The sequence below is a fragment of the Streptomyces niveiscabiei genome (genome assembly GCF_033794345.1).
Classification (GTDB): Bacteria; Actinomycetota; Actinomycetes; order Streptomycetales; family Streptomycetaceae; genus Streptomyces; species Streptomyces niveiscabiei.
Genome location: NZ_JARAYJ010000003.1, coordinates 53,231 through 66,472, shown reverse-complemented (window position 1 = coordinate 66,472; position 13,242 = coordinate 53,231). Strand labels below are relative to the sequence as shown.

The 13,242-nt window shown below is 73.8% G+C and carries 8 protein-coding genes; 6 read left to right on the top strand and 2 right to left on the bottom strand.

Translation table 11 applies throughout. The features are described 5' to 3' along the window. Positions 1-3 precede the first annotated feature (3 nt). Positions 4-1,734, bottom strand: coding sequence for an AMP-binding protein (locus PV682_RS04715; protein ID WP_319724336.1), 1,731 nt, complete (start codon positions 1,732-1,734; stop codon positions 4-6). A gap of 189 nt (positions 1,735-1,923) precedes the next feature. Here PV682_RS04715 and PV682_RS04710 point away from each other — a divergent pair, with 189 nt between their 5' ends. From PV682_RS04710 to PV682_RS04695, 4 genes are all read left to right on the top strand, one after another. Next, positions 1,924-2,751: a helix-turn-helix transcriptional regulator gene (locus PV682_RS04710; RefSeq protein ID WP_206191210.1), complete on the top strand. Its 828-nt coding sequence runs from the start codon at positions 1,924-1,926 to the stop codon at positions 2,749-2,751. Positions 2,752-2,976: 225 nt separating this feature from the next. Next, positions 2,977-5,790: a helix-turn-helix transcriptional regulator gene (locus PV682_RS04705; RefSeq protein ID WP_319724332.1), complete on the top strand. Its 2,814-nt coding sequence runs from the start codon at positions 2,977-2,979 to the stop codon at positions 5,788-5,790. Positions 5,791-6,022: 232 nt separating this feature from the next. After that, positions 6,023-6,814, top strand: coding sequence for a S1 family peptidase (locus tag PV682_RS04700; RefSeq protein ID WP_319724329.1), 792 nt, complete (start codon positions 6,023-6,025; stop codon positions 6,812-6,814). A 103-nt stretch (positions 6,815-6,917) separates the two neighbouring features. Continuing rightward, complete coding sequence (locus PV682_RS04695; protein ID WP_319724842.1) at positions 6,918-7,559, top strand: LysE family translocator; 642 nt, start codon at positions 6,918-6,920, stop codon at positions 7,557-7,559. A 3-nt stretch (positions 7,560-7,562) separates the two neighbouring features. On the opposite strand, the gene PV682_RS04690 is transcribed toward PV682_RS04695, so the two are convergent. Further along, positions 7,563-8,648, bottom strand: a complete 1,086-nt coding sequence (locus tag PV682_RS04690; protein WP_319724327.1) for a winged helix DNA-binding domain-containing protein — start codon at positions 8,646-8,648, stop codon at positions 7,563-7,565. Between the two features lie 152 nt (positions 8,649-8,800). On the opposite strand from PV682_RS04690, the gene PV682_RS04685 reads away from it, so the two are divergent. Next, on the top strand, positions 8,801-9,886 hold the full coding sequence (locus PV682_RS04685) for a magnesium and cobalt transport protein CorA (protein ID WP_319724325.1): 1,086 nt from the start codon (positions 8,801-8,803) through the stop codon (positions 9,884-9,886). 149 nt (positions 9,887-10,035) lie between these two features. Beyond that, entirely contained in the window at positions 10,036-13,233 is a 3,198-nt protein-coding gene (locus PV682_RS04680) for a BTAD domain-containing putative transcriptional regulator (RefSeq protein WP_319724323.1), read from the top strand. The last annotated feature ends 9 nt before the right edge of the window (positions 13,234-13,242 follow it).

Sequence of the window (13,242 nt, the reverse complement as noted above, 5' to 3'; positions counted from 1 at the left end):
ACGTCACCGGAAGTCCTCTTCCCGGTACTCGTTGCGCGACCCCTCGGCGGTCGCCTCCCGAAGCTCTATGCGCCGGATCTTCCCGGACACCGTCTTCGGCAGCGGCGCGAACTCCAGCCGTTTGATCCGCTTGTAGGGCGCGAGCAGCTTCCGCGAGTGGGCGAACAGCGCCTCGGCCGTCTCGGGGCCGGGCTCCCACCCGGCGGTCAGCACCACGTACGCCTTGGGCACCGCCAGCCGTACCGGGTCGGGCGCCGGGACGACCGCCGCCTCGGCCACGGCCTCGTGCTCCAGGAGCGCGCTCTCCAGCTCGAACGGCGAGATCTTGTAGTCGCTGGCCTTGAACACGTCGTCGCTGCGCCCGATGTACGTCAGGTACCCGTCGGCGTCGCGGGAGGCGACGTCCCCGGTGCGGTAGTAGCCGCCGGCCATCGCCTCGGCCGTGCGGTCCGCGTCGCCGTGGTAGCCGGTCATGAGTCCGACGGGCCGCCCGGCGAGGTCGAGCGCGATCTCGCCCTCGGTGACGCCGGGGGCGCCGGAGACGGGGTCGAGCAGCTCGACCTTGTAGCCGGGGCTGGGCCGCCCCATGGAGCCCGTCTTGAGGGGCTGTCCAGGGGTGTTGGCGACCTGGACGGCCGTCTCGGTCTGCCCGAACCCGTCCCGGATCGTGAGCCCCCAGGCCCTGCGCACCTGCTCTATCACTTCGGGGTTGAGGGGTTCCCCGGCGGCGACGGCCTCGCGCGGCGGGGTGCGCAGCTGGGTCAGGTCGGCCTGGATGAGCATGCGCCAGACGGTCGGCGGCGCGCAGAAGGTCGTCACCCCGGCCCGGTCCATCTCGGCCATCAGCCGACTCGCGTCGAACCGGGCGTAGTTGAAGATGAAGACGGTCGCCTCGGCGTTCCAGGGGGCGAAGAGGTTGGACCAGGCGTGCTTGGCCCAGCCGGGCGAGGAGATGTTGAGGTGGACGTCGCCGGGCTTGAGGCCGATCCAGTACATGGTGGCCAGGTGCCCGATGGGGTAGGACGCGTGGGTGTGTTCGACGAGCTTGGGGCGGGCGGTGGTGCCGGAGGTGAAGTAGAGCATCAGCGGGTCGTCGGCGAGGGTCTCGCCGTCGGGGGTGAACTCGGCGGAGGCGGAGGCGGCTTCGGCGTAGGAGTGCCAGCCGTCGACGGGTTCGCCGACCGTGGTCCTCGTGTAACGGCCGGGCACCTCCGCGAACTTGGCGGCGTCGGCGGAGCGGACGATCACGTGCCGGACGCGGCCCCGCTCCACGCGGTCACGCAGATCCGCCGGGCCCAGCAGGGGAGTTGCCGGGATGACGACGGCGCGCAGCTTCATCGCGGCCAGCGCGATCTCCCACAACTCGGCCTGGTTGCCCAGCATCACGAGGACGCGGTCCTCGGCGCGCACGCCCCGCGCGCGCAGCCAGTTCGCGACCCGGTTGGAGCGGTGCGCCAACTCGGCGAAGGACAGCTTCTGTTCGGAGCCGTCCTCCTCGACGATGTGCAGGGCGGTGCGGTCGTTGCCGTCGGCGATCGCGTCGAACCAGTCGAGCGCCCAGTTGAAGCGTTCGGGGCGCGGCCACGTGAACCCGGCGTACGCGGCGGCGTAGTTCTCGCGGTGGGTGAGCAGGAAGTCCCGGGCTCTGCGGAACTCCGCGGCGGGACCGGCATGGTCGGCAGACGAGTTGGAAGCGGCGGAAACCCGCGCGGAGAACGAATCCTTCGTCACCATCTGCACTCCTCTGATCCACGGAGAGTGTTCCTCCGGTTCACTCCCGCTCCGTACCGGTCCATTGCCCGGCGGCACTCTGCCATCGTGTAATCCGTGATGCAGGTCTCACTACCCCCGAACGGGGGTGTGCGCGGCGGCGGAGCCGTAGAAAGAGGCGGGTGCAGGGTGGCAGCGGACGCGTCGGGAACGATGGAGATTCATGGCGCGCTCGTCAGGCTGCGGCGGACCACCGGTTTGCCGGTGGCGTTCGGCGGGCCGGTCGAGCTGGGCCAGCGGCGGATGCGGATCACGGAGATGAGCGGCGCGGCGACGGCCTCGCTGCGCGGCCTGGCGGTGACGGCCGGGTACGGCCTCGGCGGCAAGACGCTGGCCCTGGCGCGGCCGATCGCGGTGAGCGACTACTCGGTCTCGCGGCAGATCAGCCACGAGTACGACGTCGCGGTCGCCGAGGAGGGCATCCGGTCGGTGCTGGCGGTGCCGATCGTGGTGCGCCGCCGGGTGCGGGGCGTGCTGTACGGGGCGCTGCGCACCGCGATGCCGCTGGGCGACCGGACGCTGGTCGCGGCGGTGGACGTGGCGCGGGACGTCGAGCAGGCGCTGGTGGTGCAGGACGAGGCGCGGGCGCTGCTGGAGGCGGCCGGGCCGCCCGCCGAGCCGGGGCGTCCGGCGGACGCGGCGCACTGGGAGCAGGTCCGGGAGGCGCACGCCGCGCTGCGCGCGCTGGCCCCGCGCATCGCGGACCCGCAGCTGCGGGCCGAACTTCTCGACGCGTGCGGCCTGTTGACATTGAGCACCGAGCAGGCGGAAACCGTAGAAAGCGGTACCACGCTCGCGCCGCGCGAGCTGGACGTCCTGACCTGCGTGGCGGCCGGCGCGACCAACGCGCTGACCGCCGAGCGGCTCGGGCTGCGGCCGGAGACGGTCAAGGGCTACCTGCGGTCGGCGATGCGCAGACTGGGGGCGCGGACCCGGGGCGAGGCGGTCGTCGCGGCGCGGCGGGCGGGGCTGTTGCCCTGAGTGGGAGAGTCGGCTTCCGGACAGGGAAGGGGTGGCCGGTGTGAACCATCGCGGACGGGGGAACGAGCGCTGCCCAGGACCCTGGATGACCGTTGACCATTCAGGCAACCGCTTACTGAATTTCTCCATGCCGTGGGCTGTTATATCCCTCACCCGGCAGTCCTTCAGAATGTCAAAGAGTCGTTGCCTAGAATTTGGCCCGCACACGACACTCGGAGGGGAGCGGTGACCGTGCGACGGGACTTCAAGGAGTCTGCCCGATGCCGCCCCGACCTGGTCATCGGCAGGGACGAGCTGTGGGTGTCGGCCCGCGACCAGCTCGCGCGGGGCGGCAGCGTGCTGCTCCACGGACCGGCCGGAATTGGAAAGTCGACGGTGCTGCGCGCTTTGGCCGCGGATTACGGCGAGAGCGCGCACACGGTCCTGCGCTGCTCGGCGACCGAGTCCGAATCCCATCTCCCGTTCCTGGCCCTCGCCGACCTCTTCGGCCTGGTCCTGGACGACGTGGCCGGCGCCCTGCCCGCGGCCCAGCGCACGGCGCTCGAATCGGCGCTCACCGGGCGCGGCGAGTCCACCCTCCAGCGCGACGGCCTCGCGCTGCGCCTCGCGGTCCTGTCGGCGCTGCGCCAGCTCGCCACGCGCGGCCGGGTCCTGGTCGTCGCGGACGACATGCAGTGGCTGGATCCCGCCAGCGCCGAACTCCTCGGCTTCGCGGCCCGCCGGCTCGGCGACACCCCCGTACAGGTCCTGTGCGCGGTGCGTACGGAGGGCCAGGAGTACGACCGGCAGCTGCGGCAGTCGCCGCCGGACACGCTCGCGATCCGGCTGAACGCGCTCTCGCGGGCGCACGTGTCCGCGCTCCTCGACCACCGCGGCTACACGGAGCTGCCCCGCTCCACGGTCCGCGACATCCACCGCACCAGCGGCGGGAACCCCCTGTACGCGCTGGAGCTGGGCCGCGCCCTGAGCGAGATGCCGACGGCGCCGCGCCCCGGCGAGCCGCTGCCGGTGCCGACCTCGCTGCGCGCGCTAGTGCTGTCCCGCCTCGACATGCTGTCCGCCGAGGCGCGCCGCACCCTGCTGGTGGCGAGCGCGGGCGCCCGCCCGACGCTGGCCCTGCTGCACGCGGCGGGCCGGGAGAACGCCGAGGCGGAGACCGCGCAGGCCGCGGCGCTCGGCCTGCTGGCGACCGAGCCGGAGGGTCCGGCCGTACGGTTCGCGCACCCGCTGATCTCGGCCGCGCTGTACGCGGAGGCGCCCGCGCAGGACCGGCGGGCCGCGCACGCGGCGCTGTCCACGGCCGCCTCCGACCCGATCGAGCGCGCCCGGCACCTGGCGCTGGCGACGACCGGCACGGACCCGGAGGTCGCCGACCGGCTCTCGGAGGCCGCCGCCCTCGCCCGCGACCGGGGCGCCCCCTCGGTCGCCGCCTCGCTCGGCCTGCTCGCCGCCCGGCACACCCCGCCGGGCGCGGCGCCCTCGCCGGACGAGCGGCGCCTTGAGGCCGGCGAGGACGCGATCACCGCCGGGGAGGCCGACTTCGCGCGGGACATCGCGCACGACGTCCTGACCAGGGTGACCGCGCCCGCCGACCGGGTGCGCGCCTGGATGATCGTCATCGAGTCCGCCGGGCAGGCGCTCGGCGAGGTCGACGCCGTCTTCCCGAAGGTCCTCGCCGACGCGGGCGACGACCCGCGCCTGCTCGCCCTCGTCCACTACCAGCTGGCCTGGCGTGGCCTGGTCGTCGACGGCGAGTTCCCCGAGGCCCGCCGGCAGTCCGCGCACGCCGCCGAACTCGCCGAGCGCGGCGGGGACCGGCGTACGGAGCTGATGGCGCTGTCCCTCCAGGCGTCCACCGAGACCCTGATGGGGCATCCGGACGCGCCCCAGACCATCAAGAAGGCGCTGCGGGAACCGCAGTTCGCGGATGTGGCCTGCCATCACAACGGGCCCGCGATGGCGCGGTTCAGGTGGCTGCTGATGAGCGACCAGCTGCCCGAGGCGCGCACCACGATCACCGCGCTGCTGCGGGAGGTGCAGCGGCGCGGCGTCGTGGAGAGCGAGGTGCACTTCCAGCGGTTCCTCGCCGAGACGGAACTGCGCTCCGGGCACTGCGGGCGCGCCCTCAACCTGGCCCGCGAGTCCCTGCGCCTGGCGCGCGACTCCGGGATCGGGCTCGGCGCCTCCGCGATGCTGGCGTCCCAGGCCGAGGCGTCCGGCGGCGACGTCGAACGGGCCCTGGAGCTCGCCCGCGAGGCCGCCGGGCGCGCCGAGGGCGACGGCGACCAGATGTACCTGTCCAAGGCCCTCGCCTCCCTCGGGTACGCCCAGCTGGTCGCCGACGACGCGGCCGGCGCCGTCCAGTCGCTGCGCCGGGTGCGGGAGCTGGAACAGGGGCTCGGCATCACCGACCCCGCGCGCGGGCGCTGGCAGGGCGACCTCGCCGAGGCCCTCGTGCGGATCGGGGAGCCGGCCGAGGCGCAGGACGTCATCGGCGTCACCCGCGAGCACGCCGTACGGCTCGGGCGCGAGAGCATCATCGCCGTCCTCGACCGCGCCGAGGCCCTGGTGCGCGCCGCGCGCGGCGACCACGACACCGCCCTCGCCCAGCTGACGTCCGTACAGGACCGGCTGGCGAAGCTCGGGTACGCCCTGGAGGAGGCCCGCGCCGCGTTCGCGCTGGCCCGGCTGCGCACCGGGCGGACCGGGCCGACGTCATACGACGAGGCCGCGCGCCTCTTCCGGCGGTGCCGGGCCGTGCCCTGGCTGCGGCAGGTCGACGCGGCCCTCGTGTCCGGCGCCGAGTCGCCCGCTCTCGTGGAGCGGGCGCCCGCCGCCGACGCGCTGGAGGGGCTCGCCTCGATGGAGCGGCAGGTCGCCGCGCTCGTCATGGAGGGCGCCACCAACCGGGAGATCGCCGCCCGCCTGTTCATCAGCGTCAAGACCGTGGAGGCCACGTTGACGCGCGTCTACCGCAAGCTCGGTATCCGCTCCCGGGTGGACATCGTGCGGCTCGCGGCGGGGCGGCGCGCCACCTGACGGACCGGCGGGTTTACTTCCACCTGCGGTTCGCCCCGGGGACACCGAGGGTTTTCCCTGTCCGGGTCCCCTAGGGGGTTCCCTCATTGGGGTGAGGGTGTGACGGGCCGTAGGTTCTGTGACGTGCCGCTCGCCCGGGCACACGGGGGTCGGTCCCGCGACCCCCGTGCACGACTCCCCCACAGCACCAGCGCGTACTCCCCACGGCTACCTCCCCCCACGAGGAGACACATTGTCCGCGCTCGACCGTGCGAGAAGGGCCGCCGCCTCGGCGGCAACCGCCGCTGCGGCAGCGACGACGCTGCTGTTCGGCACCCCGTCGGCATCGGCAGCACCCCAGCCGATCGTCGGCGGTACGACGACCACCACCTCGTCGTATCCGTTCATGATGCAGATCACGGACGCCTCGCAGAACCAGTTCTGCGGCGGCACCCTCGTCTCCGCGACGAAGGTCGTGACCGCCGCGCACTGCGTGGTCGGCGAGACCACGGGCAGCGTGCGCGTGGTCGGCGGCCGGACGTACCTGAACGGCACCGACGGCACGGTCGGCCAGGTCACCGGCATCTGGATCCACCCCGACTACACGGACACCACCGAGGGCGACGACGTGGCCGTCCTGACCCTGGCGACGCCGATGCCGTACACCCCGGCACCGTACGTCTCCGCCACCCAGACGGGCCTGTACGCGGCCGGCACCACCGCGCGCATCCTCGGCTGGGGCACCACCTCCGAGAACGGCGGCTCCTCCAACCAGCTGCGGACCGCGACCGTCCCGGTCGTGTCCGACTCCGGCTGCCGGAGCTCCTACGGTGCGGACTTCGTCCAGTCCGACATGGTTTGCGCCGGATACACCACCGGCGGCACAGACACCTGCCAGGGCGACAGCGGCGGTCCCCTGCTCATCGGGGGCGTCCTGGCAGGGATCACTTCCTGGGGAGAGGGGTGCGCGGAGGCCGGTTACCCGGGTGTCTACACCCGGCTGACCGCCTTCTCCTCCCTCGTCACCTCCGAGGTCACCTCGTAGAGGTACCCCGGGAGCACGACCAGGGGGCGTTGCGGGCCTCCACGAGCGGCCCGCAACGCCCTCTATCCATGCGCCCGTTCCAGCGGCGAGACTGTCCGCCATGATTGTCTCCGAAGAGCGGCTGCTCGCCTTCGCCGCCGTGTCCCTGCTCGTGATCGTCGTCCCCGGGCCGAGTGTGCTGTTCGTGATCGGGCGGGCGCTGGCCCACGGGCGCCGGGTGGCGGTGATGAGCGCGCTGGGCAACGTGGTGGGGTCCTACCTGCTGGTCGCCGTGGTCGCGTTCGGGCTCGGGTCGGTGGTGCAGGAGTCGGCGGCGGTCTATCTCGGGGTGAAGCTCGCGGGGGCCTGCTACCTGGTGTACCTCGGGGTGCAGGGGTGGCGGCACCGGCGGGAGCTGAAGGTGACGGAGGTACGGGGGTCCACCGCCCGCCGGGGGGATCTGCGGACCCTGGTCGACGGGGCGCTCGTGGGGGTCACCAACCCCAAGGGCGTCGTCTTCTTCGCCGCCGCGCTGCCGCAGTTCGTGGACCACTCCGCCGGGAACGTCGTCGCGCAGATGCTCGTGCTCGGGCTGGTGCCGATCGGGATCGGGCTGGTGACGGACACGCTGTGGGGGCTGACCGCCTCGGCGGCCCGCTCCTGGTTCGCGCGCTCCGAGCGGCGGCTGTCGCTCATCGGGGGCGCGGGCGGGTGCACGATGATCGGGCTCGGGGTGACGGTCGCGGTCACCGGACGCACCGACTGACCGCTACGGGATCACCGCGGCGAACCGGATGTCGTACGACGCCCCCGGGTGCGTCACCGCCAGCATCCGCGCCGCCTCCTCGGTGACCGCCTCCCGCTCCGCCGTCGCGAGGCGCCCGAACGGCTGGACGGTGAGCGCGCCCTCCGTCAGCCGCCATACGCCCGCGAGGAAGCCGTCGACCAGGAACGCCGGGTGGGAGACGTTGCCGGCCCAGGTGCGCCCCCAGTACGCGGGCGGGACGACCCGGGTGCGGTCGGCGTGCGAGAGGAGGAGGTTGTCGAACTCGGGCAGGAAGCGGGGCGGCGCCGGGGTCCCGGGGTCGGGGCGGGGCGCGTCGGGGAGGTCGAACAGCTCGGTGCCCTGCTCGTCGCGGAACGTCTCCAGCTCCAGCTCCTCGAACGCCGGACGCAGCCGGGTCAGGCCCGCCCAGGTCTGCATGTCCTTCACGGAGGCGGGACCGAAGGCGGCGAGGTAGCGCCGGACGAGCGCGGCGGCCTCGTACGGGGTGTCCGCGGCCCGGCCCAGCCAGTGCTCGGCCGTCGTCAGCGCGACCTGGCCGCTCTCGCCCCAGACGCCGCGCGGCGTGACCTGCACCAGCGGCAGCAGACAGCGGGCGGCGATGCCCAGCGCCTGGGGGTCCGCGTCCGGCCAGTGCGCCGCCAGGGCCGCGCGGAGCTCCTTCGGCGTGCGGGGCTTCTCCTCGACCAGGTCGCGGGTGAGCGCGGTGAGCCGGCCGAGGTCCACGCCCACGAGGCCCTTGCGGAACACCCTCAGCTCCCGCTCCCGCGCGGGCTGCACGAACGGCCCGAGCGCGAGGCAGTCGGCGGCCGTGTGCGTGTGGATCGTCGAGCGGAGGGTGACGATGCGTACGGCCTCGCGGTCGGCCATCAGCCGGGCGAGGTCGGCCGGGGTGAAGGGGTCGAGGCGGGCGGCGAGGGCGTAGTACGGGGGTTTGACGTTCTGCGCCTGGAGGCCGACGAGGTGTTCGACGGCGGCGTGCGCGGTCATCGCCGAGCGGCGCAGGAGGAGCTGGCGGGCGAGGGTGGCGCGGTTGAGGGCGCGGGTACCGAGGACGCGGGGGGCGGTCATGGGGTGCACGGTAGCCCCGATCGAGGACAGATCCTGGCCTCGTTGCCGCCGTCCCGTGTGCTGCGCGCCGCGTATATCCTGCCCGTGATCGGCAGGAAACAGGACAGGCAGAACAGACAGGACAGAAGCGACAGCGACGGGAGGCAGCCGCGATGCCCGAGCGACGCCGTGGCGCGAGGTTTCCCCGCAAGGAGGTGCGGCGGCCCGCGGAAGAGCCCGCCGGCGTGATCGACGCCGCCCTCTACCGCGACGGCGTCCGCGTCTCCTCCCCCGCCACGCTCGCCGACACCTACCGCGAACTGCGCGAGCGGCCCGCCAGCATGGCCTGGATCGGCCTCGCCCGCCCCACCGAGTCCGAACTCCACTCCCTGGCCACCGAGTTCGGCCTGCACCCGCTCGCCGTCGAGGACGCCAGCGAGGCCCACCAGCGCCCCAAGCTCGAACGCTACGGCGACACCCTCTTCGTCGTCCTGCGCGCGGCCCGCTACCTCGACGCCCCCGAGGAGATCGACTTCGGCGAACTCCACGTCTTCCTCGGCCCCGACTTCGTCCTGACGGTCCGCCACGCCGACGCCCCCGGCCTCTCCGCCGTACGCCGGCGCATGGAGGAGTCCCCGGAGCTGCTGCGCCTGGGCCCCGAGGCCGTCCTCTACGCGATCCTCGACGCCGTCGTCGACGGCTACGCGCCCGTCGTCTCCGGCGTCCAGAACGACATCGACGAGATCGAGACGGAGGTCTTCCGGGGCGACCCCGAGGTCTCCCGCCGCATCTACGAACTCTCCCGCGAGATGGTCGAGTTCCAGCGCGCGACGCGTCCCCTGGTCGGCATGCTCCACGCGCTGATGGCCGGCTTCTCCAAGTACGGCACGGACGACGAACTCCAGCGCTACCTGCGCGACGTCGCCGACCACGTCACCCACACCAGCGAACGCGTCGACGGCTTCCGCCAGGCCCTCACGGAGATCCTCACCGTCAACGCGACGCTGGTGACCCAGCAGCAGAACGCGGAGATGCGGGCGCTGGCGGAGGCGGGCTTCGAACAGAACGAGGAGGTCAAGAAGATCTCCTCGTGGGCGGCGATCCTCTTCGCGCCCACCCTCGTCGGCACGATCTACGGCATGAACTTCACCCACATGCCGGAGCTGCGCTGGGTGTTCGGGTACCCGTTCGCCGTCGCGCTGATGGGTGTGGTGTGCGTGAGTCTGTACGTCGTGTTCAAGCGCCGCGACTGGCTCTGAGCGGGCGGGCCGCCCGGCGGGTGGCTCGTACCCGTACGTGTCGTGGCGTGTTCTGCGCGTCACTTCATCGGCACTGTTTCAGCACCTGCCCCGCCGTACGCTCGACCGTCCGTCAAGTGCGTGACCGTCGAAAGGCAAGTGCCCCCGGCATGGCGTACACAGCTCAAGAGCAGCAATCCGCGTCCCTGGCAGACCTGTCGTTCGAGGCTTTCGGGGTGATGACGGCCCGGCGCGGGGCCGAGCAGGTGCCCCTCGGTCCACCGCGGCACCGGGCCGTCCTGGCCCTGCTGCTGATCCGGCGGGGCCAGGTCGTGCCCGCCGACCAGCTCGTCGACGAACTGTGGGGCGACAGCCTCCCCAGACGCCCGCAGGCCACCTTGCAGACGTACCTGTCCCACCTGCGGCGGGTGCTGACCGGGCAGCAGCACGGCCCGGTCACCCCGCTGCGCTACCAGGCTCCCGGCTACGTCCTGACGGTGGAGCCCGACACGTTCGACCTGTCCCGGTTCGAGAGCCTCGTCGCCCGGGGCCAGCGGCATGTGGCCGACAGCCGGCTCCAGGCCGCCCGCGAGGTGTTCTGCGAGGCGCTGCGGTTATGGCGGGCCGACCCGTTCCTGGACCTCACGGCCTACGCCCCGCTCGCGGAGGAGAGCGCGCGCCTGGCCCTGCTGCGGACCACCGCCGTGGCGGCCCACGCCGACACGCTGCTCGCGCTCGGCGAGGCCGGTGACGCCGTCGCGCTGCTGCGCCGCGAGGTGTCCCTGCACCCCACCGACGAACGCCTCGTCGGCAGCCTCATGACGGGCCTGTACCGGCTGGGCCGGCAGGCCGAGGCGCTCCAGCTGTACGACCGGACGCGCGCCTACCTCGCCGAGGAGCTCGGGGTCGCCCCGGCCCGCGAACTCCAGCACGTCCACATGGCGCTGCTGCGCCACGAACTCGACGACCAGGCGCCCGCCCCGGCCCCCGTCGAGGTGCGGGAGCGGCCCGTCGCCCCGGCCGAGCGGGAGGCGCCGAAACCCGCCGCCGGCGCGAGCGCGCCCGAGGCCGGGCAGCGAGGTGCGGACCCGGCGGCGTCCTCGGCCTTCCCCTGCCGCGACGACGCCCTCGACGCCCTGCGGTCCTCCATCGCCGGCGCCCTGCGCGGCAGCGGGCACATCACCGCCGTCGTCGGCGAGGCCGGCGTCGGCAAGACCGAGCTGGTGGTGCGCGCCACCGCGAGCCCGGAGCCGCCGCCCCCGGAGGCGGAGGTGATCCGCGTCAACTGCCGCGGCACCGAGGGGGCGCCCGCCGGCTGGGTGTGGCAGCAGGTGCTGCGCCGGCTGGAGATCCCGTACGGGATGTCGTTCGACGGCCTCCGCAAGGAGTGCGTCCTCCCTCCGGTGACAACGCTGTCGGGGCACGGCGGCGAGTTCCCCGGGCATCTGCACTTCCTCGTCCAGGACGCGCTGTGCGAGGCGGTCCTCCAGTGCGCCGACGACCGGCCGCTCCTGCTCGTCCTGGAGGACGTGCACGGCGCGGACCGGCTCACCCTCGACGTGCTGGGCCTGCTCGGCAACCGCACCCAGGGGCGCCCCGTCAGCGTGGTGATCACGGTCCGCGAACCGGGCCTGGGAGCCGGGCCCGCCGCCGACGGCCCCCTCGTGGACCTCCTGGCCGACTCCCGCACCAGGGTCGTGCACCTGGGCAACCTCACCGAGGAACACGTCCGGACCGCGGTCACCGCCCAGGCGGGACCCGGCGTCGACGCGTCCGTCGTACGGGCCCTGTACGAGCGCAGCGCCGGCAACCCCTACCTCCTCGACCAGCTGCTCGCCGACGCGGGCGGCGCCCGGCGCCTGCACGATCCCCGGGTCGCCGACGCCGTGCGCGCCGGGATCCCGACGGGGGTCCGCACCATGCTGCGCAGGCGGTTCGCCGGGCTGACCCCGGGCGTCCTCCAGCTCCTCAAGTGCTGCGCCGTGCTCGGCGCCGAGGCGACCCTGGCCACGCTCACCGGGATGCTGGACGACGACGGGGCCGGCCCCGACATCCACGACCGCGTGGAGGAGGCCATGGCGACCGGGTTCATGGAGTACGACCCCGACCACCCGCACCGGCTCGTCTTCCGCTACGGCCTCATCCGCGACGTCCTCCTCGCGGAGCTGCGCCGCCAGGAGCGGGCGGCCCTGCACGCCCGCGCCGTCGCCGTGCTCAGCGCCTGGCACGGGGACTCCCCCGAGGCCAGCGAGGAGGTGGCCCAGCACGCCTGGCAGGCCGCCCTGGCCCTGCCGGCCGAGGACGTGGTGCCGCTCCTGCGGCGCGCCGGTGAACAGGCCATCGGCGACGGCGACTACCAGGGCGCGCAGACCTGGTTCGAGCACGCGCACACCCTGCTCTCCGCCTCGCCCCGCGGCGGCGACACGGCCTCGGACCAGACGCTGGACCTGCGCACCAGGCTCCTGTACACGACGAGCATCACCCGCGGCTACGGCGACCACCAGGTGGAGGTGGAGGCCGGGCGCATCCGGAAGCTGTCCGCCGCCACGACGGGCCGCACCATCGAGCAGGCCGCCCTGCTGCTGCGGCAGTTCGTGGCCGAGCTGGTCACCGGCCGGCACCCGGAGGCCGCCCGGCACGTGGAGCAGCTGCGTGCTCTCGCGGAGCGCTCCGGCGCCCCGGAGATCCGGTTCCACGAACGCATCGCCCGCGGGCTGTTGCAGCTGCCCAGCGAGACCGCCGACGCGCTCACGGCCCTGACCGAGGCGGAGCGGGCGGCCGACGCGCTGAGCCCCGGGCAGCGGGAGGCCATGACCCACCGCTCGCAGCACGACCCCCGGTTCCTCGCCATGAACCACCGGGTCCTCACCCTGTGGCTGCTGGGCGCCGTCGACGAGGCGCGGGAGCTGTGCGACGACCTGCTCGTGGCCACGGGCCGGGACGGCACGCCGGTCGACCAGGCGAGCGCGTACTACTTCCACTCCCTGGTGGCGGCCCTGGGCGAGGATCCGCACGGGGCGGCGGAGTCCAGCGGCCGGGGCCTGGCCATCGCCCGGGCCCACGGGCTGAGTCACTGGACCGCCATGCTCCAGGTGTGCCGGAGCTGGGCGCGGCAGCAGGCCGGTGAGCCCGGCGCACTCGGCCGGCTGGAGTCGGCGGTCGCCGAGCTGCGCGAGCGGCGGCTCCTGATCCGGCTGCCGCTCCACCTGGGCCTGCTCGCCCAGGCGCAGCACAGCAGCGGGGCGGTGGAGGACGCCAGGCGGACCCTGCGGTCGTCGGCCGCCGAGGTCGAGTCCCGGGGCGAGTTCGCCTACGTCAGCCGCAATCTGCCGTTCACCCGCCTGTGCCACCCGGCCGCCGTGTCGTAGCGGCCGGGT

Excerpts from the sequence above, each read along its gene's own strand:
- PV682_RS04715 (WP_319724336.1), bottom strand. The coding sequence starts at position 1,734 with ATGGTGACGAAGGATTCGTTCTCCGCGCGGGTTTCCGCCGCTTCCAAC.
- PV682_RS04710 (WP_206191210.1), top strand. The coding sequence starts at position 1,924 with ATGGAGATTCATGGCGCGCTCGTCAGGCTGCGGCGGACCACCGGTTTG.
- PV682_RS04690 (WP_319724327.1), bottom strand. The coding sequence starts at position 8,648 with ATGACCGCCCCCCGCGTCCTCGGTACCCGCGCCCTCAACCGCGCCACC.
- PV682_RS04685 (WP_319724325.1), top strand. The coding sequence starts at position 8,801 with ATGCCCGAGCGACGCCGTGGCGCGAGGTTTCCCCGCAAGGAGGTGCGG.
- PV682_RS04680 (WP_319724323.1), top strand. The coding sequence starts at position 10,036 with ATGGCGTACACAGCTCAAGAGCAGCAATCCGCGTCCCTGGCAGACCTG.